This is a genomic window from Dactylosporangium sp. NPDC050588, from assembly GCF_040654975.1.
GTDB classification, from domain to species: Bacteria; Actinomycetota; Actinomycetes; order Mycobacteriales; family Micromonosporaceae; genus Dactylosporangium; species Dactylosporangium maewongense.
In genome coordinates this window covers 54,023-80,877 of record NZ_JBFAJA010000023.1, presented here as the reverse complement: position 1 = coordinate 80,877, position 26,855 = coordinate 54,023, and the positions used below count along the sequence as shown (strand labels likewise).

The window sequence follows — 26,855 nt, the reverse complement described above, 5'->3', positions numbered from 1 at the left end:
CGAGGTCGCCGCGGTCCCCGGTACGGTGGCCGCAGCGACTTCCGGTGCGCCGGTGACGGTTACTTCTCTCAAAAAGCGCGCCGTCACCACCGAAGATCTCGGGAGCTGCCCATGCTCGGCGACATCGCCGGCTTCTCCGGCGCGGTCCGTGTCGACCGTGCCGGCGTGACGGAGTTCGCCGCGGCGTACGGTCTCGCCGACCGCGCGGCGGACGTGCCCAACACGGTCGGGACCAGGTTCGGCGTCGCGTCGGCCACCAAGGGGCTGACGGCCCTCGTCGTGATGAGCCTCGTCGAGGACAAGACGCTCGCGATGGACACACCGGCGCGGGAGCTGCTCGGCGCCGACCTGCCGCTCATCGGCGCGGACGTCACCGTCGAGCACCTGCTGGCGCACCGGTCCGGGATCGGCGACTACTTCGACGAGGACGCCGCCGTCGACATCACCGACTTCGTGCTGCCGGTGCCGGTGCACGAGCTGGCGGACACCGAGGACTACCTGAAGGTCCTCGGCGGCCATCCGGCGAAGTTTCCGGCCGGCGAGCGGTTCGCGTACTGCAACAGCGGCTACGTCGTGCTCGCCCTCATCGCCTCCCGCGCCGCCGGGCTGCCGTTTCACGACCTCGTCGCGCGGCGGGTGTGCGAGCCGGCGGGGATGACCGGCACCGGGTTCCCGCGCTCCGACGAGCTGCCCGCCGGGGCGGCGCGAGGCTACCTGCACGCGTCGGGCTCCGACCGGACCAACGTGTTCCACCTGCCGGTCCGCGGCAGCGGCGACGGCGGCGCGTACTCGACGGTCGCGGACTTCGGCGCGTTCTGGACGGCGCTCTTCGCGGGGCGGATCGTGCCCATGGCACGGGTGCGGGAGATGCTCCGGCCGCGCAGCGACGCGACGGAGGGCCCCCGGCGCTACGGGCTCGGCTTCTGGCTGCACGGGACCGGCAAGGCGGTCGCCCTCGAAGGCTATGACGCGGGTGTCTCGTTCCGCAGTGTCCACGACCCGGACACCGCACTGACGTGGACCGTCGTGTCGAACACGTCCGACGGCGCATGGCCCGTCGCCCGGCGCCTGGCCGAGCTGCTGGCCGGAGGCTGAGCGGCCGCGCCGCCCGCCGACGGCGCCGCGGCGGGCACTGAGTCCAAGATCCGACGGGTCGGCCCCAGGGCGCCCGCCGGCGGATAGCGTGGCGACCGTGACGCGGCTCGACTTCCGGATCCTGGGCCCGCTGGAGGTCCAGCCGCCCGGCGGCGCGCCACTGGACCTCGGCGCGCGCAAGCAGCGGGCCGTCCTCGCGCTGCTGCTGCTCGACCCCGGCCGGGTCGTGTCGCTCGACCGGATCATCAACGGGCTGTGGACCGGCGAGGCGCCGTCGAGCGCGACCAGCACGCTGCAGGTGTACATCTCGCAGCTGCGGCGCGTCCTCGAGCCGGACCGCCCGCCGCGGACGCCGCCGTCGGTGCTGGTGACCCGGGATCCCGGGTACCTCCTCGCGATCGACGCCGGCCAGGTCGACGCCGCCCGCTTCACCCGCGGCGCCGAGGACGGCCGGGCGCGGCTCGCGGCCGGCGCGTACGCCGCGGCCGAGTCCCTGCTTACCGCGGCCCTGCGGGAGTGGCGGGGCGGGCCGCTGGCCGACTTCGCCGGCGAGGAGTTCGCCGCCGCGGTCGCCGCGCAGCTCGGCGAGGTGCACGACGGCGTCGTCGAGGACCTCGTCGACGTCCACCTCGCCACCGGGCGGCACGCGGCGGCGGCCGCGGCGGCCGTGGCGCTGCTGGACCGGCACCCGTTCCGCGAACGGTCCTGGGGTCAGCTGATGCTCGCCCTGTACCGCGACGGCCGCCAGGCCGACGCGCTCGCCGCGTTCCGGCGGGCGAGGGCGGTCCTCGACGAGGAGCTCGGCCTGCCGCCCGGCCCGCACCTGCGCGACCTGGAGGCGGCCATCCTCCGCCACGATCCGGCACTGACACCCGCGCACGGACCTTCCATCACGGCCTCCCCTGGCACCCCCGGCCCCGCGCTCTCCTCCGGCAACCCGAGCCCCGCGGCCTCGTCCGGCACTCCCGGCCCCGCGCCGTCGTTCGGCACCCCCGGCCCCGCGGCCTTGTCCGGTCCCGCGGCCTCGTCCGGCACCCCCGGCCTCGCGCCTTCGTTCGGCACCCCCGGTCCTGCGGCCTTGTCCGGCCCCGCGGCCTTGTCCGGCACCGCGGCCTTGTCCGGCAGCGCCAGTTCCGCGGTGCTGGCCGGCAGCGTCGCGCAGGTGGCCGAGCGCCCACCGGGGACGGTGCTCGTCGGCCGGGCGCGGGAGGAGCGGCACCTCGACGAGCGGCTCGCCCAGGCGGCCGCGGGCCAGGGCGGCGTCGTCCTCGTCGTCGGTGAGGCCGGGCTCGGCAAGACGCTGCTCGCCGAGCGGGCCGCCGCCCTCGCCGAAGGGCACGGGCTGCGGGTCGCGTGGAGCCGGTGCGTCGAGGCGAGCGCGACCCCCGCGTTCTGGCCGTGGGCGCAGATCCTGCGGGCGCTGCCCGACACCGACGGCCGGCGGCACCTGCTCGACGTGCTCGCCGGGCGCGGCGAGAGCGGGTGGCGGGCCGAGGAGCCCGGCACCGCCCTGTTCCACCTGCACGAGGCGGTCGCCGAGACGCTGTCGGAGTGCGCCGCCGGGCAGCCGCTGCTGCTCGTCGTCGACGACCTGCACGTCGCCGACGCGTCGTCGCTGCAGCTGCTCGCGCACCTGGCGCCCGCCCTGCACCGGCGGCCGATCCTGCTGCTGGGCACGATGCGCCCGGACGTCGCCGACGGCGACCCCGCACTGCGGGAGACCCTCGCGCTGCTGGCGAACGAGCGCGGCGCCGACCGGATCCGGCTCGGCTCGTTCACGGCGGGAGACGTCGCCGCGTACCTCCAAGACGACGCGCCCGGCGACGTCGTCCTGGCGCTGCTGGAGCGCACCGGCGGCAACCCGTTCTACCTGAAGGAGCTGCTGCGGCTGCTCACCAGCGAGCACCCCGGCGGCTGGGGCACCGCGCAGGCCGTCGCCGACCTCGACGTGCCCGAAGGGGTCCGGGACGTCGTCGGCCGGCGCGTGTCACGGCTGCCGGAGGCGACCCAGGCGATGCTGCGCACGGCGGCGGTCATCGGGCGCGACGTCGAGCTGGTCCTGCTGGAGGCCAGCACCGACGCCGAGAACGAACAGGTGATGGGCGCCCTGGAGCCCGCGGTGGTCGCCGGGCTGCTCACCGAGGTGCCCGGCACCTGGGACTACCGCTTCTCGCACGCGATCGTCCGCGACACCCTCTACGGCGCGCTCACCCGCCTGCAACGCTCCCGGCTGCACCTGCGGGTCGGCGAGGCCCTCGAGGCGTTCGACCAGCCCGACGACCCCGCGCTGCTCGGCCGGCTCGTGCACCACTTCACCATGGCGGCGCGGCTCGGCGGCGCGGAGCGGGCGGTCGGCTACGCGCGGCGGGCCGCCGACCTGTCGATGGCGCAGCTGGCGTACGACGAGGCCGCCGCCTACCTGGAGTCGGCCCTCGGCGCGCTGGACCCGACCCGCCCGGGCGCGGCCGCCGACCGGTGCCGGCTGCTCGTCCAGCTGGGCGTCGCGCGTCGCGCGGGCGGGGACCTCGCCGGCACCCGCGCCGTCCTCGACGAGGCGCTCACCCTCGCCCGGCAGCTCGGCGACGACGACCTCACGATGGACGCGGCCACGCTCTTCGGCGGGGTCACGCTGTGGACGTGGCGGCCCTACCTGGTCGTCGACGAGCGGATGATCGGCATCCTCCGCGACCAGCTCGCCCGCCTCGGCGACACCGACCCCCGCCGCCGGGCCGTCCTCCTCGGCACCCTGGCGGTCGAGCTGTACCACAGCGAGGACCGGCCGGCCGGGGAGGCGCACGCCGCGGAGGCCGTGGCGATCGCCAGGCGCACCGGCGACGCGGAGCTGCGCGCCCGCACCCTCGACAACCTCTGGAACGTCGCCCTGGTCCCGCAGGCCGAGCGGCTGCGCCGGGCCGCCGTCGACGAGCTGCTCGCCATCGACGGGCTGCCGCGCACCGTGGAGCTCACCGGCCGGCTGCACCGCATGATGAGCGCCGTGACCGCCGGTGACCTCGCCACCTTCGAGACCGACCTGGCCCGCGCCGTCCACCTCGGCGACCAGCTGCGCACCGGGGTCCTCGCCGCGCAGGTCCGCTACGCGCGGGCCGGCCGGGCGATGCTCGACGGCCGCTGGGACGACGGCGAGCGGCTGGTCGGCGAGGCGTTCGCCCTGCAGGCGCACACCAGCCTGTGGGGCACCCACTGGATCCGGCTGGCCATGCTGTACACCAGCCGGCGCTTTCAGGGCAGGCCCGGTGAGCTGCTCGATGAGCTGGTCCGCCGCGCCGACGAGCCGCACCTGGAGCTGCTGCGCCCGACCGCGGTCCTGGCTGCCTGCGAGTCCGGCGACGAGGACCTCGCCCGGCGGCTCGTCGACCGGTGGGGCACGCGCCGGGAGATGCTGTGGTGCTGGAACCTCGTGGCGTTCCAGCACGCGCTCGTGGCGGCGCGGCTCGACCTGCCGCAGTGTGCCGAGTTGTACGAGGAGATCCTCCCCTTCGCCGACCAGTGGGCCACGGTCGGGACGGGCTGCGCCACGTGGGGCTCGATGCACTACGCCCTCGCCGCGCTCGCGCACCGGCTCGGCCTCCCGGACGCTGGGGTCGAGCACGCCAACCTGGCCCTGGAAGCGCACCGCCGGCTCGGCGCCGCGCATCTTGAGGCCGCAAGTATTGCTCAAGTCGCGCGTTTAAGTGGCGATTAACCGGCAGCCAAGCGCCGTCGTGCACCGTGGTCCGTGGCGCTGCCGTGCGCGCCCCGACCTTGAGGAACCTCTGATGACCGCATCGACCGACCTGTCCTTCGCCGACCTCGCCGCCGCCGTCAACGGCCCCGTGCTCCTTCCCTCCGACGACGGCTTCGCGGAGGAGATCTTCGCCTGGAACGTGGCGAACCCGCACCGACCCGCCGTCGCCGTCGGCGCCACCAGCATGGCCGACGTCGCCGCGGCGGTCAGGTGGGCCGGCCGTCACGGCCTGCCCGTCGCCGTCCAGGCCACCGGCCACGGCGCCGTCCGCCCCGCCGTCGACTGCGTCCTGATCACCACCAGCCGCATGCAGTCCCTGTCCGTCGACGTCGCCGGCAAGCGCGCCCGTGCCGCGGCCGGGGTCCGCTGGTCACAGGTCATCGAGGCGGCCGCACCGCACGGCCTCGCCCCGCTGAACGGATCCTCGTCGCAGGTCGGCGTGGTCGGCTACACGCTCGGCGGCGGCCTCGGCCCCCTCGGCCGCACCTTCGGCTTCGCCGCCGACCACGTCCGCTCCGTCGAGATCGTCACCGCTGACGGCGTCGTCCGCACCGTCGACGCCGCCCACGAGAGCGACCTCTTCTGGGCCGTCCGCGGCGGCAAGGGCAACTTCGGCATCGTCACCGCCATCGAGTTCGACCTCTTCGACGTGCCGTCGCTGACCGGCGGCGGCTTCTACTTCCCGGCCACCCACGCCGCCGAGGTCCTGCACGCCTACCGCGCGTGGGCGCCGACCCTACCCGAGCGGATGAACACGTCCCTCGCGATGCTCCGCCTGCCTCCGCTGCCGCAGCTGCCCGAGCCGCTGCGCGGGGCGTTCGTGGTGCACCTGCGGGTGGCGTACCTCGGCGACACCGACACGGCGTCGGAGCTGCTCGCTCCCATGCTCGCCGCCGCCCCGGTCCTGCTCGGCGGCGTCGGCGAGATGCCCTACCAGGCCGTCGACTCCATCCACCAGGACCCGGTCGACCCCACGCCCACCCGCGAGGGCGGCGCCCTCCTCGGCGACCTGACCGCGGCCACCGTCGAGGGCCTGCTCGCCACCGCCGGCCCGCAGGTCGACGTCCCGCTCATCGCGGTCGAGCTCCGCCACCTCGGCGGCGCCCTCGCCCGCCCGCCGGCCGTGCCGAACGCGATCCCCGGCCGCGACGCCGCCTTCTCGCTCTTCGTCATCGGCCTGGGCGTCCCGGAGCTGGTGCCGGCCGTCGACGCCGTCACCGCCGCGGTCCTGGCCTCGGCCGCGGACGCCACCGTGCCGGGCGGCTTCATGAACTTCTCCGGCGGCGCCGGCCCCGAGGCCCTCCAGTCCAACTGGCCCGCCCCGGACCGCGACCGCCTGCTGCGCATCAAGCGCTCCTACGACCCGACCAACGTCTTCTCCACCAACCAGGCCCTCCTGCCCTGACAGTGAGGATGTAGGTGGGTCCCACGCCGGTCGATCTGACCCTTGCACTGACTGACTTCGGGTCCTGAACGGGATCTGTCGACTGTGCCGGCGTGGGACTCACCTGCACTCACCGGACGCGGCGGTGTGACCTCATAGGAGCCTGTGTCAGCAGGCACCCATCACAGTCTTGTCCATCTCGCCCGGCTGGTGCGTGCCGCCCTCACCCGGTCGAATGGAGCACGACGGTCCATGTCCACGATGGCACGGCCGCAGGTCGAGGTCACCGGCGGTGTCGACACGCACCAGGACACCCACACCGCCGCCGCGCTCGACAGCGCGGGACGGACCCTCGCCACGGCACAGTTTCCCGCCACCACCGCCGGATACGCGGCGCTGCCGGCCTGGCTGACCGGGTTCGGCCGGCTCGTCCTGGTCGGCGTCGAGGGCACCGGCGTCTACGGCGCCGGCCTGGCCCGGTACCTGCGCCGGCGCGGGATCGACCTGGTCGGTCGCGGCCGGACACACCGACCCGGTCCCGAGCCAGGTCTCCCCAGCCCCTGCCCCTGACCCTGACCCGAGCCAGACCTCCTCTGTGCCCCCTCCCGAGCCAGGTCGCCGCCGCGCCCCTCCCGACCCAGACCTCCTCCGTGCCCCTTCCGAGTCAGGTCGCCGCCGCAACCGCCCCGAGTCAGGTCTCCTCTGCTCTGGCGCTTGACGTTCCCGGGGCGGCGGACGGCCTCTCCGTCCCGCCCGGTGCGGGCGAGGGCGTGGCGCCAGTCGTACATCTGCCGAAAACGCCACCAGAGGCAGCGATCCCACGTAGACGGATGCGGGCGGTGCTGGCGGCCGGCGTCGTCGCGCTGATAGTCGCGGCCGGCGTCGCGTACGCCGTGACACGGAACGGCCGGAAGGACGGCTCCGAGGCGCGCGGGGCCACGGCCGCGGGCTGCGCGCCGGTCGCCGGTGCGGGGCTCGTCGCGCTGTCCGACGACAAGCGGGTCGCCCGCGCCGACAACATCCTGCCGGTCATACGGCGCGACGGCGTCGTGGCCGCGGTGGTGCAGCAGCTCGACCTTGTGTCCACCGCCCTCGACACCCGCGAGCTGGCCGGCCTCAACCGGCGCATCGAGGCCGATCACGCCGCACCCGCCGACGTCGCGCAGGAGTTCGCGGCCGCGAACAGGCTCACGAAGAAGGTGGACCTGCGGATCACGTACGGCCTGACGATCGGCACGACCGGCCTGCCGGAGCAGCAGGTCGTCGCGCACCTGTACCGGATCTCGCTCGAGGCCGCCGGCTACCGGACCACGGTGAGCACGCTGGCCGACCACGCCGCCCTGCACGCGGCGCTGACGTCCGGGAGCGTCACCCTGGCGCCCGAGTACACCGGCAGCTACGCCGCGTTCCTCAACGACCGGGCCCGCGGCGAGCCGAACCGCTTCGCAGCGCCCGAATTCGTTGCCCAGTCGCTCGCGTACCGCGGCGGCGAGCTCGGCCTGTCCTTCGGCCTCGCGTCGCCGGCCGCGGCGCAGGACGTGTTCGCCGTGTCGAAGGCGTTCGCCGACAAGTACCACGTGACGAGCCTCGACGAGTTCGCACGCGCCTGCTCGGGCACCGCGACCGTCCTCGGTGGACCCGCCGAGTGCCCGGCCGGCTACCCGTGCCGGCAGTCGCTCGCCGACGTGTACGCGCTGCGCGCCGGCGCCTGCACCGAGCTGCCGGACCGCGGCCCCGCCGCCCGCGCCGCGCTCACGGGAGGCACGGTCTCACTCGCCCTGATCTCCAGCAGCGACCCGGCGTTCGCGTAGCGTCGCCCCTACCAGCCCTCTACCAGCCTCCTACCAGCGGACCGGGCCCTCGTCGTCGAAGAAGCCGCCGGACGGGCCGTCGTCGGGCAGGGTCGCGAGGTGCACCGCGATCGCCGCGCCCTGCTCCGGGGTCCGGAAGCCGCTGTGGTGGTTCAGGTCGGTGGCGCAGTAGCCGGGGCAGCCTGCGTTGACCAGGATCGCCGTGTCGCGCAGTTCTTTGGCGTACTGGACGGTGACGGCGTTCAGGAAGGCCTTCGACGGCGCGTACGCCACCGACGCCGGCATCCCGCTCAGCGGCCCCTGCGGGTCGGTCTGCTCCGCGAACGAGCCGACGGAGCTCGACATGTTCACGATCCGCGGCCGCGGGGACCGGCGCAGCAGCGGGAGCATCGCGTTGGTCACGCGGATCACCCCGTACACGTTGGTGTCCACGGCGGCCTGCACGACGGCCAGGTCGACGGTGCTCGGCACCTGCGGCGTGCCGCCGATGATCCCGGCGTTGTTGACGAGCACGTCGAGCTGGTCCAGTCCCGCCGCGGCCGCGTCGACGCTCGCCTGGTCGGTCACGTCGAGCGCGACCCCGAACGCGTCCGCGCCGCCCGCACGCAGTTTCTCCACCGCCTCCTCGCGCCGCCCCGCGTCGCGGGCCCCGACTCCGACACGCCACCCGAGCGCCCCGAGCCGTGCCGCGATCTCGTACCCGATCCCCTTGTTCGCGCCGGTCACCAGCGCGACGGTTGCTGCTGTGGTCATACCCACGATGCTGGTCGGCCCCCGCCCCGGCCGCCAACACCGTCTGGGTCAGGACCGATACCGTAGCGGTATGGAAACGCGCGAGCTGGCGTACTTCGTCGCGGTCGCCGAGGAGCTGCACTTCGGCCGGGCCGCCGCACGCCTCGGCATCGCCCAGCCGCCGCTGTCGCGGGCCATCCGCCAGCTGGAGCGCCGCCTCGGCGTCACCCTCCTGGAGCGCACCAGCCGCTCGGTCGCGCTCACCGCGGCGGGCGAGGTCCTGCTCCGCGAGGGCCGCGCCGCCCTGGACGCGGTCGCCGCCGCCGACCGCCGCACCCGCCGCGCCGGCCACCCCGCCGCCAAGCTCGTGCTCGCCACGAAGTCAGGCGCGGCCGGCGACCTCCTGCCCGCGCTGCTCTCGGCGTACACCGCAACCGCCCCCGCCGCCGTCACCATCGAGGTGCTCCTGTGCGGCATCGGCGAACAGGAACGCCTGCTCCGCGACGGCCGCGCCGACGTGGCCCTGCTGCACCTGCCCTTCGACGACGTGACCGGCCTCGACGTCGAGGAGCTGCACACCGAGGGCCAGGTCGCGGTCCTACCCGCCGGCCACCGCCTCGCCGGCCACACCCACCTGCTGACCGCCGACCTGGCCGGCGAGCCGTTCCCCACCTGGCCCGGCTCGCCCGGCTCGCCCGCCTCACCCGGCCCCGGCCCGCTGGTCCGCGACAGCACGCAGCTCTACCAGCTGATCGCCCTCGGCATGGTCATCGCCACCCTGCCGTCCTCGTGCCGCTCCCAGCTACGCCCCGACCTGGTCGCCGTCCCCGTCCTGGACGCCCCCACGGTGACCACGGTGATCGCCTGGCCCCCGCACAGCCGCTCACCCGCCCTGGCCACCCTGATCCGCTGCGCCATGGACCTCAGCACCCCCACAGCGCTCACAACTCCAGCCTGACCGCGTCGCCATCCTCCTAGAGCTCCCGGACCGACCAGCGTCACCCGTCTGCTTCAGACCGATGCAGCGCCCCCACGAGCACCGGCTGATCCCCGACCACACCCCAGATCCACACCGACCCGCGCGCTTGGGGCGATGCGTGTACGGCCGTGCCGGTGTCCGCCCTCGGCGAGTTCGGCGTGGACGCGTGGCGCGCCGTAGGTGCCCCTCGAAGTGTCGTGGATCGCGATGATCCGGGCGGTCAGATCCGCATCGGTGCGGACCGGGTCGGACCGGTGAGGGCGGCGGTAGTAGGCGGACCGGGAGACCTGCAGCAGCTTGCACGCCCGTTTGACGTTGTGCTTGCCGGCCTGCTCCGCCTCGATGAACGGGTACACGTTCACCGGGTCTCTCTGAAGGCGAAGAAAGCCGTCGCCCGCTTCAGAATGTCCACATCCTCCCGCAGCCGGCGGTTCTCCCGCCGCAGCCGGGCCAGCTCGGCCCGCGCATTCGACGTCAACCCACCAGAAGCCGGACCAGCGGCGGGATCCGCACCCGCGGGCTGTCAATCTCGGCCTGCTTCACCCCGCCCCGCACCGCGGTCTCGGTCAGATCGAAGTCCGGCACACCTGCGCGATCGAACGAGCCCCACGCTGACACAACTCCACGATCTCAGCCTTGAACGCACGACAAGGCCGAGGTCGCTGCTTGCCCATGCTCTCCATGATGCTGGACATCCTCCCGGCGCCCACAGGCTCCTGATCTCAGGTGTCCGCCAAACGGGGCAGGCCCACTATCGCTCGATGCCCGCCCGCGCGGTCACGCGTCCCAAGGGGCTCACGTCCGGGCACCGCCGGTGCCGTGATCAGGGCAGCGGCGGCGCGGGCGTGGACCTCTCCGTCACGCGGGGGCCTGGGCGTCGGCGGGGGCTAAGCGGGCGAGCTCAGTGCGGTACCAGCCGATCTTCTCCTTGATCCTCGACTGCTCGTCCCGCAGGTCGGCGATCTTCCGCTCGATGTCCCGGTCGTGCTCCTCCAGCAGCTCGGCGCGTTCGGCGAAGGTGCTGTCACCGTCGCGGGCCAGCTCTGCATACCGACGCATCCGCGCGATCGGCATGCCTGTGTCCCGCAGGCAGCGCAGGACCTCCAGCCACGCGAGGTCGTCGTCGGTGAACATGCGCTGCCCGCCGGCGGTGCGGTCGATGCCGTCAAGAAGGCCGATCCGCTCGTAGTAGCGCAGCGTGTCGAGGCTGAACCCGGTCTTCTGAACGGTCTCCCGTGGCGAGTACGGCATGCTTCAGTTTCCCACGAACGCACGAATCCCATCGCCCAGCTCACGCATGGTCGCGAGCACCTCACCGACCGTTGCCTCGTCCGGCGGCCAGTTGGCCAGCACCGCGTACGCGCACCCGTTCACGACACCGACGTCCGCCCGGACGCCTTCGTCGGTGCCGGTCTTGTTGCGCAGGACCAGGCCGTCGTGCGACAACGGGTCGAGCGCGAACGCCGACGCGACCATCGACAGATCCGCCGACGTGCGCATCCAGTCCAGGACCCGCTCGCCGCCCTCGATCCCCGGCAGCCGGTGCAACAGCAGCGACAGCTCGGCGGCGGTGCCCGACGACAGCCGCGGCGGATGCGCGGCCGTCCGCACGTCGCGGACCATGTCGTGCAGCGCCGTCGACGCCAGCCCCAGCTCGTGACCGAGGGCAGTGACCCGCTCCAGCCCGACGTGGTGCAGCAGCACGTTGGTCGCGAGGTTGTCGCTCACCGACGCGACCAGCACCGCCAGGTCGTGCGCGGGCAGCACGTCGGTGCGCAGGTGCTGCCACAACCCGGAGTCCGCCACCGGCTCGACGTCCCGCCGGTCACACGGCAGGTCCAGCGGGAGCGCGCGGGCGACCTCGATCAGCAGCAGCAGCTTGCCGACACTCGCTGTGGAGAGCACGGTGTCGGGGCGGTGGTCGTACACCACCTGGCCGCCGCTGTCACGAACACATACCGACCACGAGATGGGGCTGTCTGTCCCCCGGCCGGTCGGCGCATTCCGCCGGACCGTCAGATCAGGCCACCCGACGCCCGGCCGATGGCGAGGCATGCGACACACCCCCCGCGCTGTATTCCTGGCCGTCACAGCCATCTTCGCCGTCGTTTGCTCCACGGTACCGGCATCCGCCGCGACCTCCCCCGCGACCTGGTGGAAACCGACGGTCGGCGCCACCTGGCAGATGCAGTTCACCGGAAGGCTCGACACGTCCGTCGCCGCCGACGTGTACGACATCGACGGCGCCGACTCCACGAAGGCCCAGGTCACCCAGCTGCACGCGGCCGGCCGGAAGGTGCTCTGCTACGTCGACGCCGGCTCCTGGGAGGACTGGCGCGCCGACGCCGCCCGCTTCCCGGCCGCCGTGCGCAGCAAGGCCCTCGACGGCTGGGCGGGCGAACGGTGGCTCGACATCCGCCAGTGGGACACGCTGCGCCCGATCCTCGCCGACCGCTTCGCGACCTGCAAGGCGAAGGGCTTCGACGCCGTCGACCCCGACAACATGGACGGCTACGCCAACCCCACCGGCTTCCCCCTCACCGCCGCCGACCAGCTCCTGTTCAACCGCCGCGTCGCCGACCTCGCCCACTCCCTCGGCCTGGCCGTCGGCCTGAAGAACGACCTCGACCAGATCACCAAGCTGCAACCGTCCTTCGACTTCGCCGTCAACGAATCGTGCCTGCAGTGGAAGGAATGCGCCCTGCTCACCCCGTTCATCACCGCCGGCAAGCCCGTCTTCCACGTCGAGTACAAGGCCTCCCTGTGCCCGACCGCGGCCGGCCTCCGCTTCAGCTCGATCCGCAAGAACCTCCGCCTCGACGCCTTCCGCGCCGCCTGCTGACCGGCGCTCACTCGTCGAGCCAGTGCTGCTCCCCGAGCATCGCGACGCTCTCCTCGTACGTCGCGAGCCGCGGCTCCCCACTCACCGGATCCGTGGTTCGCCACGGCGGGTACAGCCGCCGCACCCACTCCGACAGCCATTCGCCGAGCGCGAGGTGGTGCGGCCACAGCTCCATGGTCGCCCCACCGGCAGCGCCACCCCAGCCACCCGCTCCACGTCGTCCACGACGGCCGCCGGCGCGGGCTTCAACGGCGGCAGCTTCTCCACCAGCCCTTGCCCCCGGGCCGCGACGTGACTCCACGACCCCCGCTCGTACGTGCACCGCCGCGCCGACGGCGCCTCGAAGTCATCAAGCAACCCGAGCAGCCCGAGGTCCACGACTTCCCAGCCGGGAATCTGGTCCCGGTCCTCACCTGCCGCAACCGCCTCGAAGACCTGGTCGTCCAGCACCCCGCCATTCTGCTGCGGTATCGTGCTCACCCCGCACCCACCACGGGCGACCAACCCGGTCCGACGGCCCGCCCGACGCCCGTGCCGCAGCACCTGGCACGCCTGGATCGTCCGCAAGCCGCCGGCATTCACGACGGCTCCCGGGCCCTCCGCTCCGCGACGACCGCCGCACCCATGACGAGCGGCCCACCACGACGCAACATCACTCGATCGCCGCCCCCATCCCGCGCGGCTTTCCCCGCAGACTGGCAACCCACCAGCCTGACGAGAGGTGGCGGACCACAGCCCTTGACGAAGCCACCTCCCTGCACGACCCCGCACCGCGACCCTGCGCAACACCAGAATCCGGCATTGCGGCGCCATGCACGGCAGACAGCCCGACACAGCACCACAGGTCTCCGCGCCGCACGACCGCGCCCTCCCGACCACGGCGTACCTGGCCGGGCCCACTTCGCCGCACCACCCCGCCCACAACGTCCCGACCGAGGCGAACCCGGCCGCACTCACCCCTGACCGCCTCAGCCCGTGCCGTCCCGATGCCACGCCCGGCCCGCGCCCTCATCAACTGCCCGCCCAAGTCCGCACCCTCCTCACCGGGCCCGCCAACCCGTGCCATCCCGACGCCACGCCCCGGCCCGGACTCTCCTCAAAGGCCCGGCCCGCGCGCTCCTCACCTGGCGGCCCCAGCCCGCGCCGGTCGAGCTAAGCGCTGCGGTCGACCGGCGGCGGGAAGTCGACGGTCACGTCGAGGCCGCCTTCCGGGCGGGGCACGACGCATAACGTGGCGCCGTGCGCGGTCGCGATGGCCTGCACGATCGCAAGGCCGAGACCGTGCCCGCTCGCAGCCCGGCCGATCCGTTGCCCCTCCAGTCGCTGAAACGGTTGCAGCAGCCGCCCGATCTCCTCCACCGGGACCGCCGGCCCCGTGTTGCGCACCGTCAGCCGAGCCACCTCCCGCACGGTCGGACCCGCGCCACGCGCCGTCGCCCCGGCCGCGCCACGGGCCGTCGCCCGGGCCGCGCCCCGAACCGGCGAGCGCGCACCCCAGGGCAGAAGCCGACCCACGCCCCGCGCCGCCCGAGCCCCGTCCCCTGCCGTTGGTCCAGGCGCGTCCCGGACCGGAGCGCCGGCACCCCGCGCTGCCAGCCGAGCCGCGGCACGACCCGGCTGGCTGCCCGTGCTCTGCGTCGTCGGCGGGGTGGCGTCCTGCACCGTGGACGTGACGACCTCGATCCAGCCGCCGTCGAGGTTGTGCCGCACCGCGTTGTCGACCAGGTTCGCCACCAGGCTCTCCGCCAGGCGTGGGTCGCCGGCGCCGACGGCCGGGCCCAGCGTGGCGTCGACGCGGACGCCGCGGACCTTCGCCTCGCTCGACCGGCGGCGGATCGCGGCGGCCGCGATCTCGGCCAGGTCGACCGGTTCCGCCTGCTCAATGCCCTGCTCGCCGCTGGCGAGGGTCAGCAGGGCGTCGACGAGCCGCTCCTGGGCGGCGCCGAGAGCGAGCACCTCGCGGCACGCTTCGCGGAGGGTGTCGGCGGTGGCGTCGGGGTCGGCGAGCGCGACCTGCAGCAGCGCCCGCTCCGCGGCCAGCGGCGTGCGCAGCTCGTGGGACGCGTTGGCCACGAACCGCCGCTGCGACGCGAACGCCGCCTCCAGCCGCTCGAAGACGCTGTCCAGGGTCTCGGCGAGATCCGTGAACTCGTCGTCGTCGCCGGTCTTGCCGAGCCGCCGGTCCAGGCTCGTCGCCGAGATGTCCTGCGCCGTGGCGATGATGGTGCGCAACGGACGCAGCAGCCGCCCGGCCGTGATCCAACCGCCGATCACCGCGACGACGCTGGCGATCAGCACCGTGAGGGCGATGACGCGGAACATCCGCTCCTCGTAGAAGTCGGTCGGAGGGTCGCGAATGATCCGGACGCCGCCGACGGTCTCGCTGGCGGGAGCGGACACGCTCTCCCCGAAGGAGAACAGCGCGATGCCGGCCGTCACGGCGATGATGAACGGCACCGCGTACAGCGTCGTGAGCCGCAGCTGCAGCCCGCGCCGCCGCCGGCGTCGGGTGCTCACGGTGCCCCGATTCGGTAGCCGGCCTCGCGGACCGTGTGGATGAGCTCGGGCGCGCCGAGCTTGCCGCGCAACCGGCGGATCGTCGTCTTCACCACCGTGGTGAACGGGTCGGCCGCCTCGTCCCACACCCGCTCCAGCAGATCCTCAGCGGAGACGGGCCGGCCGTCGGCCGCGAGCAGGCATTCCAGGACGCCGAACTCCTTGGGGCTGAGCTCCAGGCGGCGCCCGCCCCTCGACGCGACCCGCCGGGATGGGTCGAGCGTCAGGTCGCCCAGCTCGTACACCAGCGGCAATGCCTCAGCGGGGCGCCGCGCGAGCGCCCGAATGCGGGCCACCAGCTCGTCGAAGTCGAACGGCTTGGGCAGATAGTCGTCGGCGCCGAGGCCGAGGCCGTCCACGCGCTGCTTGACGGTGCTCGCCGCGGTGAGCATCAGCACGCGGCTGCTGGCGCGGGCCGCGACGATCCGCCGGCACACCTCGTCACCGTGGATGCCTGGCAGGTCGCGGTCGAGGACGACGACGTCATACCGATTGACGGTGAGTCGCTCGAGCGCCTCCGTGCCGTCGAGGACCACGTCGACCGCCATGCCCTCACGGCGCAGCCCCGTCCCGACCGTCCTGGCCAGGACCTCGAAGTCTTCAACCACCAGCACCCGCATGTCCACCACCATGCCAGGTCGTAGGTGTCAGTGAGGTGTCAGCCGCTGTCACCGTGATGTCACCGGCCGCCACGTACAACGGACCGCATGATTGTCGTCAGCGGACTCCGCAAACGATTCGGGTCGCACACCGCCCTCGACGGGATGAGCTTCGCCGTCGAGCCTGGCCAGGTCACCGGCTTCGTCGGGCCCAACGGCGCCGGCAAGTCCACCACGATGCGGGTGATCCTCGGCCTCGACGCGCCCGACGCCGGCACCGCGCTCGTCGCCGGCCGCCCTTATCGCAGCCTCACCCGCCCGCTGTGCCACCTCGGTTCGCTGCTCGACGCGGGCGCGTTGCAGCCCGGCCGCACCGCACGCAATCACCTCCTGTGGATCGCGCATTCACAAGGGCTGCCGAGTCGCCGCGTCGACGAGGTCCTCGAGCGGGCCGGCCTGCAGACCGTGGCCCGGCGCGCGGCTGGCGGGTTCTCCCTCGGCATGCGTCAGCGTCTCGGCATCGCCGCCGCGCTGCTCGGTGACCCGCCCGCGCTGATGCTCGACGAGCCGTTCAACGGCATGGACCCCGAGGGGATCGTGTGGATGCGCCAGCACCTGCGCGGGCTCGCGGCGGAGGGCCGCGCAGTCCTCGTCTCCAGTCACCTCATGAGCGAGCTCGAGGACACCGCTGACCATGTCGTGGTCGTCGGCCGGGGCCGGGTGATCGCCGACACTAACATCGCCGCGCTGCTCAAGACGGCCGCCGCAGGCAGAGTCACCCTGCGCGCAGGTGCTTCTTCGATCGATGTCGCAGCAGGTGTACTGGAAGCAGAAGGCGCCTCCGTCAGCCGCACCGACGCCGGCACGCTGACGGTCACCGGGCTGCCCGCCGAGGCCGTCGTGACGCTGCTGACCACGCGTGGCGTGCCGTTCGCGGAGATCTCGTCGCACCGGGCGACCCTCGAGGAGGCCTATCTCGAACTGACCCGCGACGCCGTCGAGTTCCGGGCCGCGACCGGGTCGGAGGCGGCGGCATGAGCGCGTTCGCACGGCTCGTACACGCGGAATGGACGAAATTCAGGACGGTGCGTGGCTGGTTGATCGGCATGGCCGCGGCCGCCGCCGCCATCGTCGGTCTCGGCCTGTTCCCAGGCATGGAGGGCACGTGCGGCTCCGGCTGCGGCCTGCCCGTCGGTCCAGGGGGCGAGGAGGTCACGGACGTGTTCACGTTCGTGCACCGGCCCCTCGCCGGCGACGGCACCATCACCGTCCGGGTCGCGTCGCTGACCGGCGAGCTGCCGCCCGACGGGCCGGGCAAGGAACCGCAGCCGGGGCTGGTGCCGTGGGCGAAGGCGGGCCTGATCGTCAGGAGCGGCACGAAGCAGGGCGCCACGTATGCGGCGGTCATGGTCACCGGCGCGCACGGCGTGCGGTTGCAGCACGACTATGTTCACGACCGTGCCGGGAAGCCGGGCGGCGTCAGCGAGTCCGCGCCGCGTTGGCTGCGCCTGACCCGCGCCGGCGACGTCGTCACCGCCCTGGAGTCCGCCGACGGCACCTCGTGGACGGGCGTGGGCACCGTCCGCCTCAAGGATCTGCCGGCGACCGCGGAGGTCGGGCTGTTCGTCACGTCGCCGATGTTCGTGGAAGGGATCGGCGCGGCCGGCGCGTCCAGCGCCCCCAGCCTCGCCACCGCCGGCTTCGACCACCTCACCACGACCGGCGGCTGGCAGTCCGCGACCTGGACGACCGAACGCATCGGCGGCACCTCCGACGAGCACCCGATCGGCGGCGGCCCGCCGCCCGGGCCGGCAGCGGGTGACGCTTCCGGTGGAAGCAGGGCACCCGCCGGAGGGCAGGCGCCGGGCGCCGAGCAGACCGGCGACGGATTCACGGTCAGCGGCTCCGGCGACATCGCCCCGGCCGTGGCCGGGGCCGCCGGGCTCGGCACGACGATCAGCCAGACGCTCGTCGGCACGTTCGCCGGTCTGGTCTTCGTCGTCGTAGTCGGCGCGATGACGATGACCGGCGAATACCGGCGCGGCCTGATCCGCACGTCGCTCGCCGCCGCGCCCCGCCGCGGTGCCGCGCTCGCCGCGAAGGCGACCGTGCTCGGCGCCGTCACGTTCGTCGTCGGAGTCGCCGCCGCGGCCGTCGTCGTCACCATCGGGCCGGGGCTGCTCCGCGACAACGGCGTGTACGTCCATCCGGTCTCCACCGCCACCGAGCTGCGGGTCATCGCCGGGACCGGCGCCCTGCTCGCCGTCGCCGCGGTCCTCGCCCTCGCGTTCGGCGTCCTGCTGCGCCGCGGCACCACGGCGGTCACGCTGGCGTTTGTGGCGACGGTCCTGCCGTACCTGCTGTCGATGACCGTCCTGCCCGTCGCCGCGGGCGCGTGGCTGCTGCGCGTGACGCCGGCCGCCGCGTTCGCCATTCAGCAGAGCACGCCGCAGTACGCCCAGGTGGAGGGCCTGTACACGCCCGCCAACGGCTTCTTCCCGCTCACCCCGTGGTCGGGGCTGGCGGTCCTGCTCGCCTGGGCGACCGTGGGGCTGGCCTTTGCCGCGTACCGCTTCCGCAGGAGGGACGTATGAGCCGCGACCTGCTTCCGCCGGAACGCCGCGGGAACCACGACCTGCCACCGCCGCCCGGCGAACACCGGGACCGCACCCCGCCACCGCTGGACGGCCGGGCCGGCTCCTGGGAAGCCCGCCACCAGCATGGCATGGACCCAGGGCGCCTGCCTGCGGCGCCACGACGCACCCCGACGACCGACCCGCAGCCCGACCTGACGACCGGGCCGCGGGCCGAGCCGCAGCGCGAGCCGACAGCCGGGCCGCAGCGCGAGCCGACAGCCGGTCCGCGACGCGAGCCGACAGCCCAGCCGCGACATGAGCTCACGGCCGAGCCGCGACATGAGACGACAGCCGGGCTTTGGCGCGGGCTGGCGGCAGAGTGGCGGCGGTACCTGCGGGCGGAGTGGACGAAGCTGCGGACCGCCACGGAGACCGTGTGGCTGGTGCTCGGGATCGTGGCGGCGACCGTCGGTGTCGGCCTCGTCGTCGTGCTCAACGTTCCGTGCACCACTGAGTTCTGCGGCGGCGACCCGACGAAGACGGGCCTCACCGGCGTCCAGCTCGGGCAGGCCGTCGTGGCGATCCTCGCCGTGCTCGCCGTCGGTGGGGAGTACGGCACCGGCATGATCCACGGCACCCTCGCCGCCATGCCGCGCCGCACCGGGGTGCTCGCGGCCAAGGCCGTCGTGGTCACCGCCGTCATCGCGCCCGCGGCGGCGGTGGCAGTAGCGGTCTCCGCCCTTACCGGCCGTCATTTCCTGCCGGCGGACGCGTCATGGCCGTCGGTCCTGCGGGCGACGGGTGGCTCGGTGCTGTACCTGATGCTCATCGGACTGCTCGCCCTCGGCGTGGCCACGGTGGTCCGCAACGCCGCCGCGGCGGTCGGGGTGGTGCTTGCCCTGCTGTTCCTGTTCCCGATCCTCGCCGCCGCCGCGCCCGACCCGACGTGGGAGCGGCACCTGCTGCAGGTCGGCCCGATGACCGCCGGCCTCGCCATCCAGGCCACGACGGATCTGGACAAGTTGCCGATCGGGCCGTGGGCAGGCCTTGCCGTGACCGCGGCCTGGGCGGTGGGGGCGCTGCTCGCCGCGGTCATCGCCCTGGAGGCCCGCGACGCCTGACCATCTCAGCACGCTGACGACCCACCGCCTGACCGTGATGCGTCGGCCCGGGGTGGCGCACGATGGTCGCCCCGCGACATTCCAGCCGTCGGGCCGAGGCTGACGAGGGGGTCCACTCCTGCCAGTCCAGCGCAGACCGACGAACCGCAGCGGGCAACCAGCGACACGACGGCCACCGCAGCCGTGACCGCGGCAGGGACCTGGCGTCGGGCGTTCACCACGGGTGGCGCGGCGCTTCGATGGGGGTTGTGCGCGGCACCTTCGGGCCACCCGCCGGTCCAGGCGCGAACACCACCGATTGCCCGAACCCGGCGGCGCACCCGCGGCACCCCCGGGTTGATCGAAGGATGAAAACGGCCAGCCACACGACCAGATTCAGCCTTCGAACAACCCCGCCGGCGCGCTCCCAGCGCGGGGTTGTGCGCGACGCCTTCGGACCACCCGCCGGTCCAAGTGCGAACACCACCGATTGCCCGAACCCGGCGGCGCACTCACAGCACCGCCCCGGTTGATCGAAGGATGAAAACGGCCAGCCACACGACCGGAATCAGCCTTCGATCAACCCGCCCGCGCGCCGCCGGCGTGAATTGTGCGCGGCGACTTCGGGCCAGGCGTGAGCACCACCGATTGCCAGATCCGGGCGGCGCGCTCGTGGCACCGCACAGGTCGAAGGATGGGAACGGCCGGGCGCGCGGCCGGACGAAGCCTTCGATCAGCCCGCCGGCGTGAGTGGGAGTGCTTAGTGGGAGGGGCGGATGGGTACCGGGGCGGGTGTGAATGTCGCTGTGGTTGCGCATGCTGGGAAGAGCATCGGTGGAGGGCTTGACGAGCTGCGGCGGGAGCTGACCCGGGCGGGGGTCGAGGCGCCTGACTGGCGGGAGGTGCCGAAGAGCAGGAAGGCGCCGAAGCAGGTGCGCAAGGCCGTCGAGCGCGGTGCGGACCTGGTGTTCGTGTGGGGCGGCGACGGCATGGTGCAGCGGTGTGTCGACGCGCTGGCCGGGTCGGACGTGACGGTGGCGATCGTGCCTGCCGGGACCGCGAACCTGTTCGCCACGTCGCTGGACATTCCGCAGGACATCGGTGCGGCGGTGAGGATCGGGCTGGAGGGGACGCGGCGGCGGTTCGACCTGGGGAAGGTCGGCGGGGAGCACTTCGCGGTGATGGCGGGTGCCGGGTTCGACGCGGCGATGATCGATGACGCCGATCGGGGCATGAAGAGCCGGGCGGGGAAGCTGGCGTACTTCGGCACCGCCGTCCGGCATGTCAAGGACGAGCCGGTCGAGGCGACCGTCGAGCTGGACGGCGCCGAGTGGTTCTCCGGGCCGGCGACCTGTGTGCTGCTGGGCAACATCGGCACCATCGCCGGTGGGATCGAGGCGTTCGACGACGCGAGTCCGTTCGACGGGCGGCTGGAGGTCGGGGTGTCCACCGCGCACGGCGCCCTGCAGTGGGCCCGGACGCTGGGGAGGATGGCGTTCGCGCGGACGGACGGCTCGCCGTTCGTGAGGGTGGCGAGTGCCCGCAAGGTCAAGGTGCGGTTCGCGGAGCCGGTGCTGCTGGAGCTCGACGGCGGCTCCCGGACCGAGGTCCGCAAGCTCAAGGCCCGCGCCGTGCCGGCGGCCATCAGCATCGCCGTCCCTTGATGCGGGTGTGATAGGACACCGGCATGCATCGCGGGCGATGGATCGCTGGGGTACTGGTCACGCTGCTGGCCGGTGGGTGCGGAGCGCAGGACGAGGCGGTGCCGCCGGCGGAGAGCGGGGATCAGCTGCGGCGGCAGGCGCGGGAGGCGTTGGACCGGCACGACCAGGCGGTCGAGCGGGCCGGCGGCCAGGGAATCGTCGTCGTCGGAGCGCGGACCGGGCAGGTCGGCGAGTGGGAGGACGACAAGGCGCGGTTCAAGGTGTCGCTGCTCGTGGGCAAGGTCGCCGCTGTCGCGGCGCTGCCCGCCGCCCCGCCGGCGGACGGTGTGGTGGTGTGGGACGGGGGCGCCAGTCGTACAGTGGCGATCATCGCTGCCGGAGCGGCCCTCGCGGAGCTGGTCGAGGACGGTGCCGGGGACTGCGCCGACTGCCCGGTGATCGAGGTGACCGGAGCGCGGCTCGGCACGGCACGGATCCAGACGGCGCAGGGTGCGGCGACGGCGCCGGCGTGGGAGTTCGCGCTGCGGGGGTCGGCGGTGCTGGTGACCAGGACGGCGTTCGCGGGCGTGATGGTGGTGCCGCCGCCGTGGAACGCCAGCCACCCGCCGGGCGGGCTGAGCATCCAGACGGTGCGGGTCGACGGCACGACGCTGACGGCGGAGTTCGTCGGGGCGGTCGATCCGGCGAGCGCCGGACCGTGTGGGGTCGACTACACGGCGGAGGCGGTCGAGTCGCCGAACGCGGTCGTCGTCATCGTCCACGAGCATCCGGCCTCCACGAACGCCCGGTGCACCGCCCTGGGCGCGACCAGGACGGTGACCGTGCAGCTGGCTGCGGAGCTGGATGGCCGGGCCGTGCTCGAAGTGCGACAAGGACTGCCGGTGCCGGTCACGGGCGGATAATCGACGGTGTGGCACTGGAGAAGCTGGGTTTCCTGACGATCGGGTTGTTCGACGAGGCGGATCCGCGCAAGGGTCACGAGTCGACGCTGGAGGTGATCGAGCTCGGGGAGCGCCTCGGGTTCGACAGTGCGTGGGTGCGGCACCGGCACCTGCAGTTCGGGATCTCGTCGCCGGTGGCGGTGCTCGCCGCGGCCACGCAGCGGACCAGCAGGATCGAGCTCGGCACCGCCGTCATCCCGCTCGGCTGGGAGAATCCGCTCCGGCTCGCCGAGGACCTGGCGACCGTGGACGTGCTGTCGGGCGGGCGGCTCAACCCGGGCGTGAGCGTCGGGCCGCCGATGCACTTCGAGCGGGTGAAGGACGCGCTGTACCCGCACACCGCCGGCACCGAGGACTTCGGCTACGACCGGGTGCGACGGCTGCTCGACCTCGTCCGCGGGGTTCCGGTCGCCGAGGCGGCCACGGAGGGCTTCGAGGTGTTCTCCTACCGCGTGCAGCCGCACTCCCCCGGTCTCGGCAGCCGGATGTGGTACGGCGGAGGCAGCCTCGCCTCGGCGCGCTGGGCGGGCGAGCACGGCATGAACTTCCTGACCAGCAGCGTGGTGAAGGCCGAGGAGTCGGAGGACTTCGCCGGGATCCAGCGCTCGCACATCCGTGCGTTCCGGGCCGCGCACCCCGACGGCGACCGGGCCCGCGTCTCGCAGGGCCTGGTCGTCATCCCGACGGACTCCGCGACGCCTGAGCAGCGGCGGCGTTACGAGGTGTACGCGGAGCAGCGCCTTCCGCGCACCGCGACGCCACAGGGACCGGCCCGGTTGATGTTCGCCCCGGATCTGGTCGGGCCGTCGGCACTGATCGCGGAGCGGCTGCACGCGCACGTCGGCTACCAGGAGGTGCGGGAGGTGGCGTTCGCGCTGCCGTTCACGTTCGAGCACGAGGACTATCTGCAGATCCTCACCGACATCGCCACGAATCTCGGCCCCGCGCTCGGATGGCGGCGGCGGGATGTCGATCCGGGCGGGGCGAGTTCGTACAGCGGGTGAAGGCAAGTCCGCACACCTGGAGGTACGCATGCGCACACTGAACGTGATCGAGTTCCTGACCCTGGACGGGGTCATGCAGGGGTTGGCGTCGCCGGACGACGATCGCGACGGCGGGTTCGAGCACGGCGGGTGGGGCGCGCCGTACTTCGACGACGTCCAGACGGCCGCCGCGCTGGAGGGCCTGGCGTCGACCTCGGCGTACCTGTTCGGGCGCCGCACCTACGAGCACATGATCGCGTTCTGGCCCGGGCAGCCCGACTCGAACCCGATGGCGGCCCACCTGAACTCGACCGTGAAGTACGTCGCGACCGGCACGCCCCGGTCGCTGACGTGGCACAACGCGCACGTGCTGGACGGCCCGCTCGGCCCGTCGGTGCGCAAGCTCAAGTCCGAGGGCGAGGGCACGATCGCGGTGCTGGGCAGCGGCGTGCTCGTCCAGGACCTGATCGCCGAGGACCTGGTGGACGGTTACCGCCTGTTCCTGCACCCGCTGCTGCTCGGCACCGGCAAGCGCCTGTTCCGCGGCGCGGCCGTCCCGCGGCGGCTGTCCCTTGTGGCCTGCACCCCCACCTCCACCGGCGTCGTCATGCTGTCGTACGACGTGATTTAGACGACGTGCTTGCGGGCGGTGTCGCGGGCGCGCGACACCGCCGGCATCCGGGAGCGCAGCAGCCACGAGTCGGTCTGGCAGCCGCGGCAGGTGCGCACGGCCCCGACCGGCACGCGGGTGTCGCCGCGGACGTACTCGAGCCGGTGCAGGTCGACGAGCGGGCGGCCGCACCTGCGGCAGTCGCCCTCGCCGGTGCCGATCGTCGTGTATGCGACGTGCTGGGTGGTGTACCGCACGGTCGAGTACGACTTCTCGTCGCCGATGCGCAGGTCGGGGTCGCGCGGGGCGCCCGCATACGGGCCGGTGTCGGCGTGCGAGACCGCCCCGGCCACCCCGCCGAGGACCCGGAACCGGCGGCGCAGCCACGCCATGAACGCCGACCGCCGCTCAACCGGCTCCACGCGCGCCCCTCTCCACTGACGCCCCCGACGAAGACGGCGACGCTGACGACCGCCGCGACGGCGACGGCGACAGTGACGGCGACGACGACAGTGACGGCGACGGCGACGACGGGGCGGGCAGCAGCGCGGCGAGCACGCCGGCGGCGACCGTCGCCACGTCGGTCGACGGGTCGACGGCGTGCAGGAGAGCGAGGCCGCCGCCGAGGGCGCCCCACGCGACCACGAACTGCGCCAGCGGCACCGCCGGCCGGATCCCCAGCCGGTGGCAGTGGCGGTCGAGGTCGGCGGCGACGGCCTCGTCGAGGCGGCGCTGGGTCTCGGCCTGGTGCGCGGATCGGCCCGCGACTGCGGCGAGGTGCTCGGCGGAGACGAGGGTCCAGCGGGCCGCCGCCGGGTCACGGACGAACGCCGCCGGGTTGAGCACCTCCAGCAGCTCGTCGCGGCTGCCCGCGCGGTCGAGTGCGGCCCGCAGCCCGTCCAGCAGCGCGCCGGCCCGGGCGTCGACGATCGCCTGCCACAGGCCTTCCTTGCCGCCGAAGTGCTTGTAGACGGCGCCGCGCGTGAAGCCGGCCTCGGCGGCGATCTCCTCGACCGTCGCGCTCAGATACCCACGCCGCAGGAAGACGGCCAGCCCTGCGTCCAGCAGCTGCTCATGCGTCCGTTGCTGCTGCTGTACGCGGGTCAGCCGCACCAACTCGCACCGCCCGAACTCAGAAACGTCGTGTATCCAGAAACGCTACGTCACCGAGTGCGGCGGCGACAAGAGGGCACTCAGAACCGTGTCGAGGTAGGCGCCCTGAGCGCCGACGTCGGCCGGGAGCAGCTCCGGCAGGCGGGCGGCGAGCTGCGACTGCCCGACGTACGCCGAATAGGCCAGCAGCGCCCGCCGGGCGGCCTCGCCCGGGGCGAACCCGGCCTCGGCGAACAGCTGCTCGACGTACTCCAGGCGGCGGCGGGTCACCCGTTGCACCACCGGCGCGACCAGAGGGTGGTCGGCGACGGCGAGGACGTTGGTCTCCAGCCGGCTCGACCGGGCGTGCCCGAGCACGGTCGTGAACAGCAGCGACAGCTTCCGCGGCGGATCTCCCGCCGTCTCCACCATGTCGATGATCGCGTCGGTGCAGGCGCGCTCCCACAGCTGCATGGTCGCCTCGATGAGCGCGTCGCGGTTGGTGAAGTGCCAGTAGAAGCTGCCCTTGGTGGCGCCCAGCCGCGCGGCGATGGGCTCGACCGCGACCGCGGGCAGCCCTCCGTCGGCGATCGCGGCCAGTGCCGCCGCCGTCCAGTCCTCCGCGCTGAGCCGCCGTTGTGCCATCCCCATACGGTAGCGTACGGTTCTTCCATACGGCACCGTACGGAACGAGGGACGGGCAGGTAGCCATGGAGAACGTTCAACGCCGCACGATCGACGCGCCGCCGGAGCTGATGGGCGTGCTGCTGGACCGCGTCGCCGGGCCCGACAACGTGTTGTGGCCGGTCAAGGCCTGGCCGCCGATGCGGTTCGACCGGCCGCTCGGCCCGGGCGCGTCCGGCGGGCACGGCATGATCCGGTACGACGTCGTCGAGCACGTCCCCGGCCGGCTGCTGCGGTGCCGGTTCGACCCGGCGATCGGCGTCGTCGGCGAGCACGAGCTGCGGATCGAGCCCGACGGCGACGGCACTGCGGTCGTCCACGTCATCAGGGGCCGGCTCACCGGCGCGATGCGGGTGCTGTGGCCCGTCGCCGTCCGGTGGCTGCACGAGGCGCTGCTGCGGGACCTGCTCGACAACGCCGAGCGCGCCGGCACGGGCACGGTGCGCCGCCCGGCCCGCTGGTCACCGTGGGTGCGCCTGCTGCGCCGCGCCTTCCGGGGGCCGCGGCGGGTGCCGCTTCCCCGCGGCGCTCGGCTCGCGGCCGGGACGCTGGACCGGGTCGACCTGATGGACGCGTGGCAGGGCACCCGCCCGCCGGGCGCGAGCGCCGACCCGGCCGCCTGGCGGGCCGCGATGTTCGGCCGCCCGCCGCGCTGGGTCGGCGCGCTGATGCGGCTGCGCAACCACATCCCGGGCCTGGAGCCCCTCGACACCGGGAAGGTGTTCGCGCCGCTGGACGCCCGCACCGACGAGGTCCTGTTCGGCGCCGACACCCGCCACTTCGACCTGCGGATCTCGCTGTTCGTCGACGCGGAGTCGGTGGTCTGCTCGACCCTCGCCCGCCCCCGCACCCGCCGCGGCCGCGCCTACCTGGCCGTGGTCGGCCGCGTCCACCCGTTCGTGGTCAGGACGATGCTCGGCCGCGCCCTCCGTGCAGCCCCACCGGCGCTCGCCTGACCAAGACCGCCTGACCAGAGCCGCCCCGGCGACAACCTGACCAAGACCGCCTGACCAAGACCGCCTGACCAAGACCGCCTGACCAAGACCGCCTGACCAAGGCCGCCCCGGCGACAAACCTGCAGACCTAAGCGGTACCCATGATGGCCAGCAGCGAGCCGTCGGGGTCGGCGAAGAAGGCCATCCACTCCTCCACCCCGTTCTCGTGCCGGTGGATCATCGTGGGCGGCGCCTGGAAGGTGACGCCGCGGCCGGTCAGCGAGTCGTGGGCGGCGCGGATGTCCGGCACGCGGAAGTAGACGATCGACTGGGCGGCGGGGTCGAACGCGCCGGACTCGGGCCGGCTCAGGAACAGCCGGGTGCCGTCGCAGTCGAAGAACGCCAGGTCGCCGAACGTGTACAGGTGGGGCAGGCCGAGCACCCCGCCGTAGAAGTCGACCGCGCGGCCGATGTCGCTCACGTGCCGGGCGATCTGCCCGATCGGTCCGAGCCCGAACAACGCCATG

Annotated in this window: 26 protein-coding genes; 15 read left to right on the top strand and 11 right to left on the bottom strand. The window is 73.6% G+C overall.

The window, feature by feature from the left end:
• Positions 1 to 111 precede the first annotated feature (111 nt).
• The 5 genes from AB0I21_RS17990 to AB0I21_RS17970 all read left to right on the top strand — a co-directional run bounded on the left by AB0I21_RS17990 (position 112) and on the right by AB0I21_RS17970 (position 8,035).
• A complete protein-coding gene (locus AB0I21_RS17990) occupies positions 112 to 1,095 on the top strand; it encodes a serine hydrolase domain-containing protein (RefSeq protein ID WP_360562357.1) in 984 nt (327 codons plus the stop codon).
• Between the two features lie 97 nt (positions 1,096 to 1,192).
• Positions 1,193 to 4,798 carry a BTAD domain-containing putative transcriptional regulator gene (locus tag AB0I21_RS17985; protein ID WP_360562356.1) on the top strand — a complete coding sequence of 1,202 codons (3,606 nt, stop codon included), beginning with the start codon at positions 1,193 to 1,195 and terminating at the stop codon, positions 4,796 to 4,798.
• A gap of 73 nt (positions 4,799 to 4,871) precedes the next feature.
• The gene (locus AB0I21_RS17980) at positions 4,872 to 6,245 is read left to right on the top strand and encodes an FAD-binding oxidoreductase (RefSeq protein ID WP_360562355.1); all 1,374 of its coding nucleotides are present in this window, start codon (positions 4,872 to 4,874) and stop codon (positions 6,243 to 6,245) included.
• 231 nt (positions 6,246 to 6,476) lie between these two features.
• Complete coding sequence (locus AB0I21_RS17975; protein WP_360562354.1) at positions 6,477 to 6,794, top strand: transposase; 318 nt, start codon at positions 6,477 to 6,479, stop codon at positions 6,792 to 6,794.
• A 260-nt stretch (positions 6,795 to 7,054) separates the two neighbouring features.
• Positions 7,055 to 8,035, top strand: coding sequence for a glycine betaine ABC transporter substrate-binding protein (locus tag AB0I21_RS17970; RefSeq protein WP_360562352.1), 981 nt, complete (start codon positions 7,055 to 7,057; stop codon positions 8,033 to 8,035).
• Positions 8,036 to 8,065: 30 nt separating this feature from the next.
• On the opposite strand, the gene AB0I21_RS17965 is transcribed toward AB0I21_RS17970, so the two are convergent.
• Positions 8,066 to 8,788 carry an SDR family oxidoreductase gene (locus AB0I21_RS17965; RefSeq protein WP_360562350.1) on the bottom strand — a complete coding sequence of 241 codons (723 nt, stop codon included), beginning with the start codon at positions 8,786 to 8,788 and terminating at the stop codon, positions 8,066 to 8,068.
• A gap of 70 nt (positions 8,789 to 8,858) precedes the next feature.
• Here AB0I21_RS17965 and AB0I21_RS17960 point away from each other — a divergent pair, with 70 nt between their 5' ends.
• Positions 8,859 to 9,725, top strand: a complete 867-nt coding sequence (locus AB0I21_RS17960; protein WP_360562348.1) for a LysR family transcriptional regulator — start codon at positions 8,859 to 8,861, stop codon at positions 9,723 to 9,725.
• A 53-nt stretch (positions 9,726 to 9,778) separates the two neighbouring features.
• On the opposite strand, the gene AB0I21_RS17955 is transcribed toward AB0I21_RS17960, so the two are convergent.
• The 3 genes from AB0I21_RS17955 to AB0I21_RS17945 form a co-directional block, all read right to left on the bottom strand.
• Positions 9,779 to 10,102 carry an IS3 family transposase gene (locus AB0I21_RS17955; RefSeq protein WP_360562435.1) on the bottom strand — a complete coding sequence of 108 codons (324 nt, stop codon included), beginning with the start codon at positions 10,100 to 10,102 and terminating at the stop codon, positions 9,779 to 9,781.
• A gap of 502 nt (positions 10,103 to 10,604) precedes the next feature.
• Positions 10,605 to 10,997 (bottom strand): MerR family transcriptional regulator, encoded by a 393-nt coding sequence (locus AB0I21_RS17950; protein WP_360562347.1) that lies wholly within the window; start codon positions 10,995 to 10,997, stop codon positions 10,605 to 10,607.
• Between the two features lie 3 nt (positions 10,998 to 11,000).
• Positions 11,001 to 11,801, bottom strand: a complete 801-nt coding sequence (locus AB0I21_RS17945) for a serine hydrolase (protein ID WP_360562345.1) — start codon at positions 11,799 to 11,801, stop codon at positions 11,001 to 11,003.
• On the opposite strand from AB0I21_RS17945, the gene AB0I21_RS17940 reads away from it, so the two are divergent.
• The gene (locus AB0I21_RS17940; RefSeq protein ID WP_360562343.1) at positions 11,800 to 12,588 is read left to right on the top strand and encodes an endo alpha-1,4 polygalactosaminidase; all 789 of its coding nucleotides are present in this window, start codon (positions 11,800 to 11,802) and stop codon (positions 12,586 to 12,588) included. The genes AB0I21_RS17945 and AB0I21_RS17940 overlap by 2 nt on opposite strands.
• Positions 12,589 to 12,595: 7 nt before the next feature.
• Here the strand turns inward: AB0I21_RS17940 and AB0I21_RS17935 are convergent, their stop codons facing one another.
• The 3 genes from AB0I21_RS17935 to AB0I21_RS17925 form a co-directional block, all read right to left on the bottom strand.
• Entirely contained in the window at positions 12,596 to 12,763 is a 168-nt protein-coding gene (locus tag AB0I21_RS17935) for a hypothetical protein (protein WP_360562341.1), read from the bottom strand.
• A 977-nt stretch (positions 12,764 to 13,740) separates the two neighbouring features.
• Positions 13,741 to 15,105 carry a HAMP domain-containing sensor histidine kinase gene (locus AB0I21_RS17930; RefSeq protein WP_360562340.1) on the bottom strand — a complete coding sequence of 455 codons (1,365 nt, stop codon included), beginning with the start codon at positions 15,103 to 15,105 and terminating at the stop codon, positions 13,741 to 13,743.
• Entirely contained in the window at positions 15,102 to 15,764 is a 663-nt protein-coding gene (locus tag AB0I21_RS17925; RefSeq protein WP_360562338.1) for a response regulator transcription factor, read from the bottom strand. The genes AB0I21_RS17930 and AB0I21_RS17925 overlap by 4 nt, the downstream gene beginning before the upstream one ends.
• An 87-nt stretch (positions 15,765 to 15,851) precedes the next feature.
• Between AB0I21_RS17925 and AB0I21_RS17920 the strand changes: the two genes are divergently transcribed.
• From AB0I21_RS17920 to AB0I21_RS17890, 7 genes are all read left to right on the top strand, one after another.
• The gene (locus AB0I21_RS17920) at positions 15,852 to 16,781 is read left to right on the top strand and encodes an ATP-binding cassette domain-containing protein (RefSeq protein WP_360562336.1); all 930 of its coding nucleotides are present in this window, start codon (positions 15,852 to 15,854) and stop codon (positions 16,779 to 16,781) included.
• 47 nt (positions 16,782 to 16,828) lie between these two features.
• A complete protein-coding gene (locus tag AB0I21_RS17915) occupies positions 16,829 to 18,337 on the top strand; it encodes an ABC transporter permease subunit (protein WP_360562334.1) in 1,509 nt (502 codons plus the stop codon).
• Positions 18,334 to 19,440 (top strand): hypothetical protein, encoded by a 1,107-nt coding sequence (locus AB0I21_RS17910; RefSeq protein ID WP_360562333.1) that lies wholly within the window; start codon positions 18,334 to 18,336, stop codon positions 19,438 to 19,440. Before AB0I21_RS17915 ends, AB0I21_RS17910 begins: the two co-directional genes overlap by 4 nt.
• A 785-nt stretch (positions 19,441 to 20,225) precedes the next feature.
• Positions 20,226 to 21,083, top strand: a complete 858-nt coding sequence (locus tag AB0I21_RS17905; protein ID WP_360562331.1) for a diacylglycerol kinase family protein — start codon at positions 20,226 to 20,228, stop codon at positions 21,081 to 21,083.
• Positions 21,084 to 21,106: 23 nt separating this feature from the next.
• Positions 21,107 to 21,985, top strand: coding sequence for a hypothetical protein (locus AB0I21_RS17900; RefSeq protein ID WP_360562330.1), 879 nt, complete (start codon positions 21,107 to 21,109; stop codon positions 21,983 to 21,985).
• Between the two features lie 8 nt (positions 21,986 to 21,993).
• Positions 21,994 to 23,028, top strand: coding sequence for an LLM class flavin-dependent oxidoreductase (locus tag AB0I21_RS17895; RefSeq protein ID WP_360562328.1), 1,035 nt, complete (start codon positions 21,994 to 21,996; stop codon positions 23,026 to 23,028).
• Between the two features lie 28 nt (positions 23,029 to 23,056).
• The gene (locus AB0I21_RS17890) at positions 23,057 to 23,638 is read left to right on the top strand and encodes a dihydrofolate reductase family protein (protein WP_360562327.1); all 582 of its coding nucleotides are present in this window, start codon (positions 23,057 to 23,059) and stop codon (positions 23,636 to 23,638) included.
• Here AB0I21_RS17890 and AB0I21_RS17885 read toward each other — a convergent pair.
• Genes AB0I21_RS17885 through AB0I21_RS17875 form a run of 3 tightly spaced genes read right to left on the bottom strand, consistent with a single transcriptional unit; the run spans position 23,635 to position 25,354 of the window.
• Complete coding sequence (locus AB0I21_RS17885) at positions 23,635 to 24,039, bottom strand: hypothetical protein (protein ID WP_360562325.1); 405 nt, start codon at positions 24,037 to 24,039, stop codon at positions 23,635 to 23,637. The two genes, AB0I21_RS17890 and AB0I21_RS17885, sit on opposite strands and share 4 nt — an antisense overlap.
• On the bottom strand, positions 24,026 to 24,730 hold the full coding sequence (locus AB0I21_RS17880; RefSeq protein WP_360562323.1) for a helix-turn-helix domain-containing protein: 705 nt from the start codon (positions 24,728 to 24,730) through the stop codon (positions 24,026 to 24,028). Before AB0I21_RS17880 ends, AB0I21_RS17885 begins: the two co-directional genes overlap by 14 nt.
• 45 nt (positions 24,731 to 24,775) lie before the next feature.
• A complete protein-coding gene (locus tag AB0I21_RS17875) occupies positions 24,776 to 25,354 on the bottom strand; it encodes a TetR/AcrR family transcriptional regulator (protein WP_360562321.1) in 579 nt (192 codons plus the stop codon).
• 65 nt (positions 25,355 to 25,419) lie between these two features.
• Between AB0I21_RS17875 and AB0I21_RS17870 the strand changes: the two genes are divergently transcribed.
• On the top strand, positions 25,420 to 26,349 hold the full coding sequence (locus AB0I21_RS17870) for a DUF2867 domain-containing protein (RefSeq protein ID WP_360562319.1): 930 nt from the start codon (positions 25,420 to 25,422) through the stop codon (positions 26,347 to 26,349).
• A 127-nt stretch (positions 26,350 to 26,476) separates the two neighbouring features.
• On the opposite strand, the gene AB0I21_RS17865 is transcribed toward AB0I21_RS17870, so the two are convergent.
• Positions 26,477 to 26,854, bottom strand: a complete 378-nt coding sequence (locus tag AB0I21_RS17865) for a VOC family protein (RefSeq protein WP_360562318.1) — start codon at positions 26,852 to 26,854, stop codon at positions 26,477 to 26,479.
• Position 26,855: the final 1 nt, after the last annotated feature.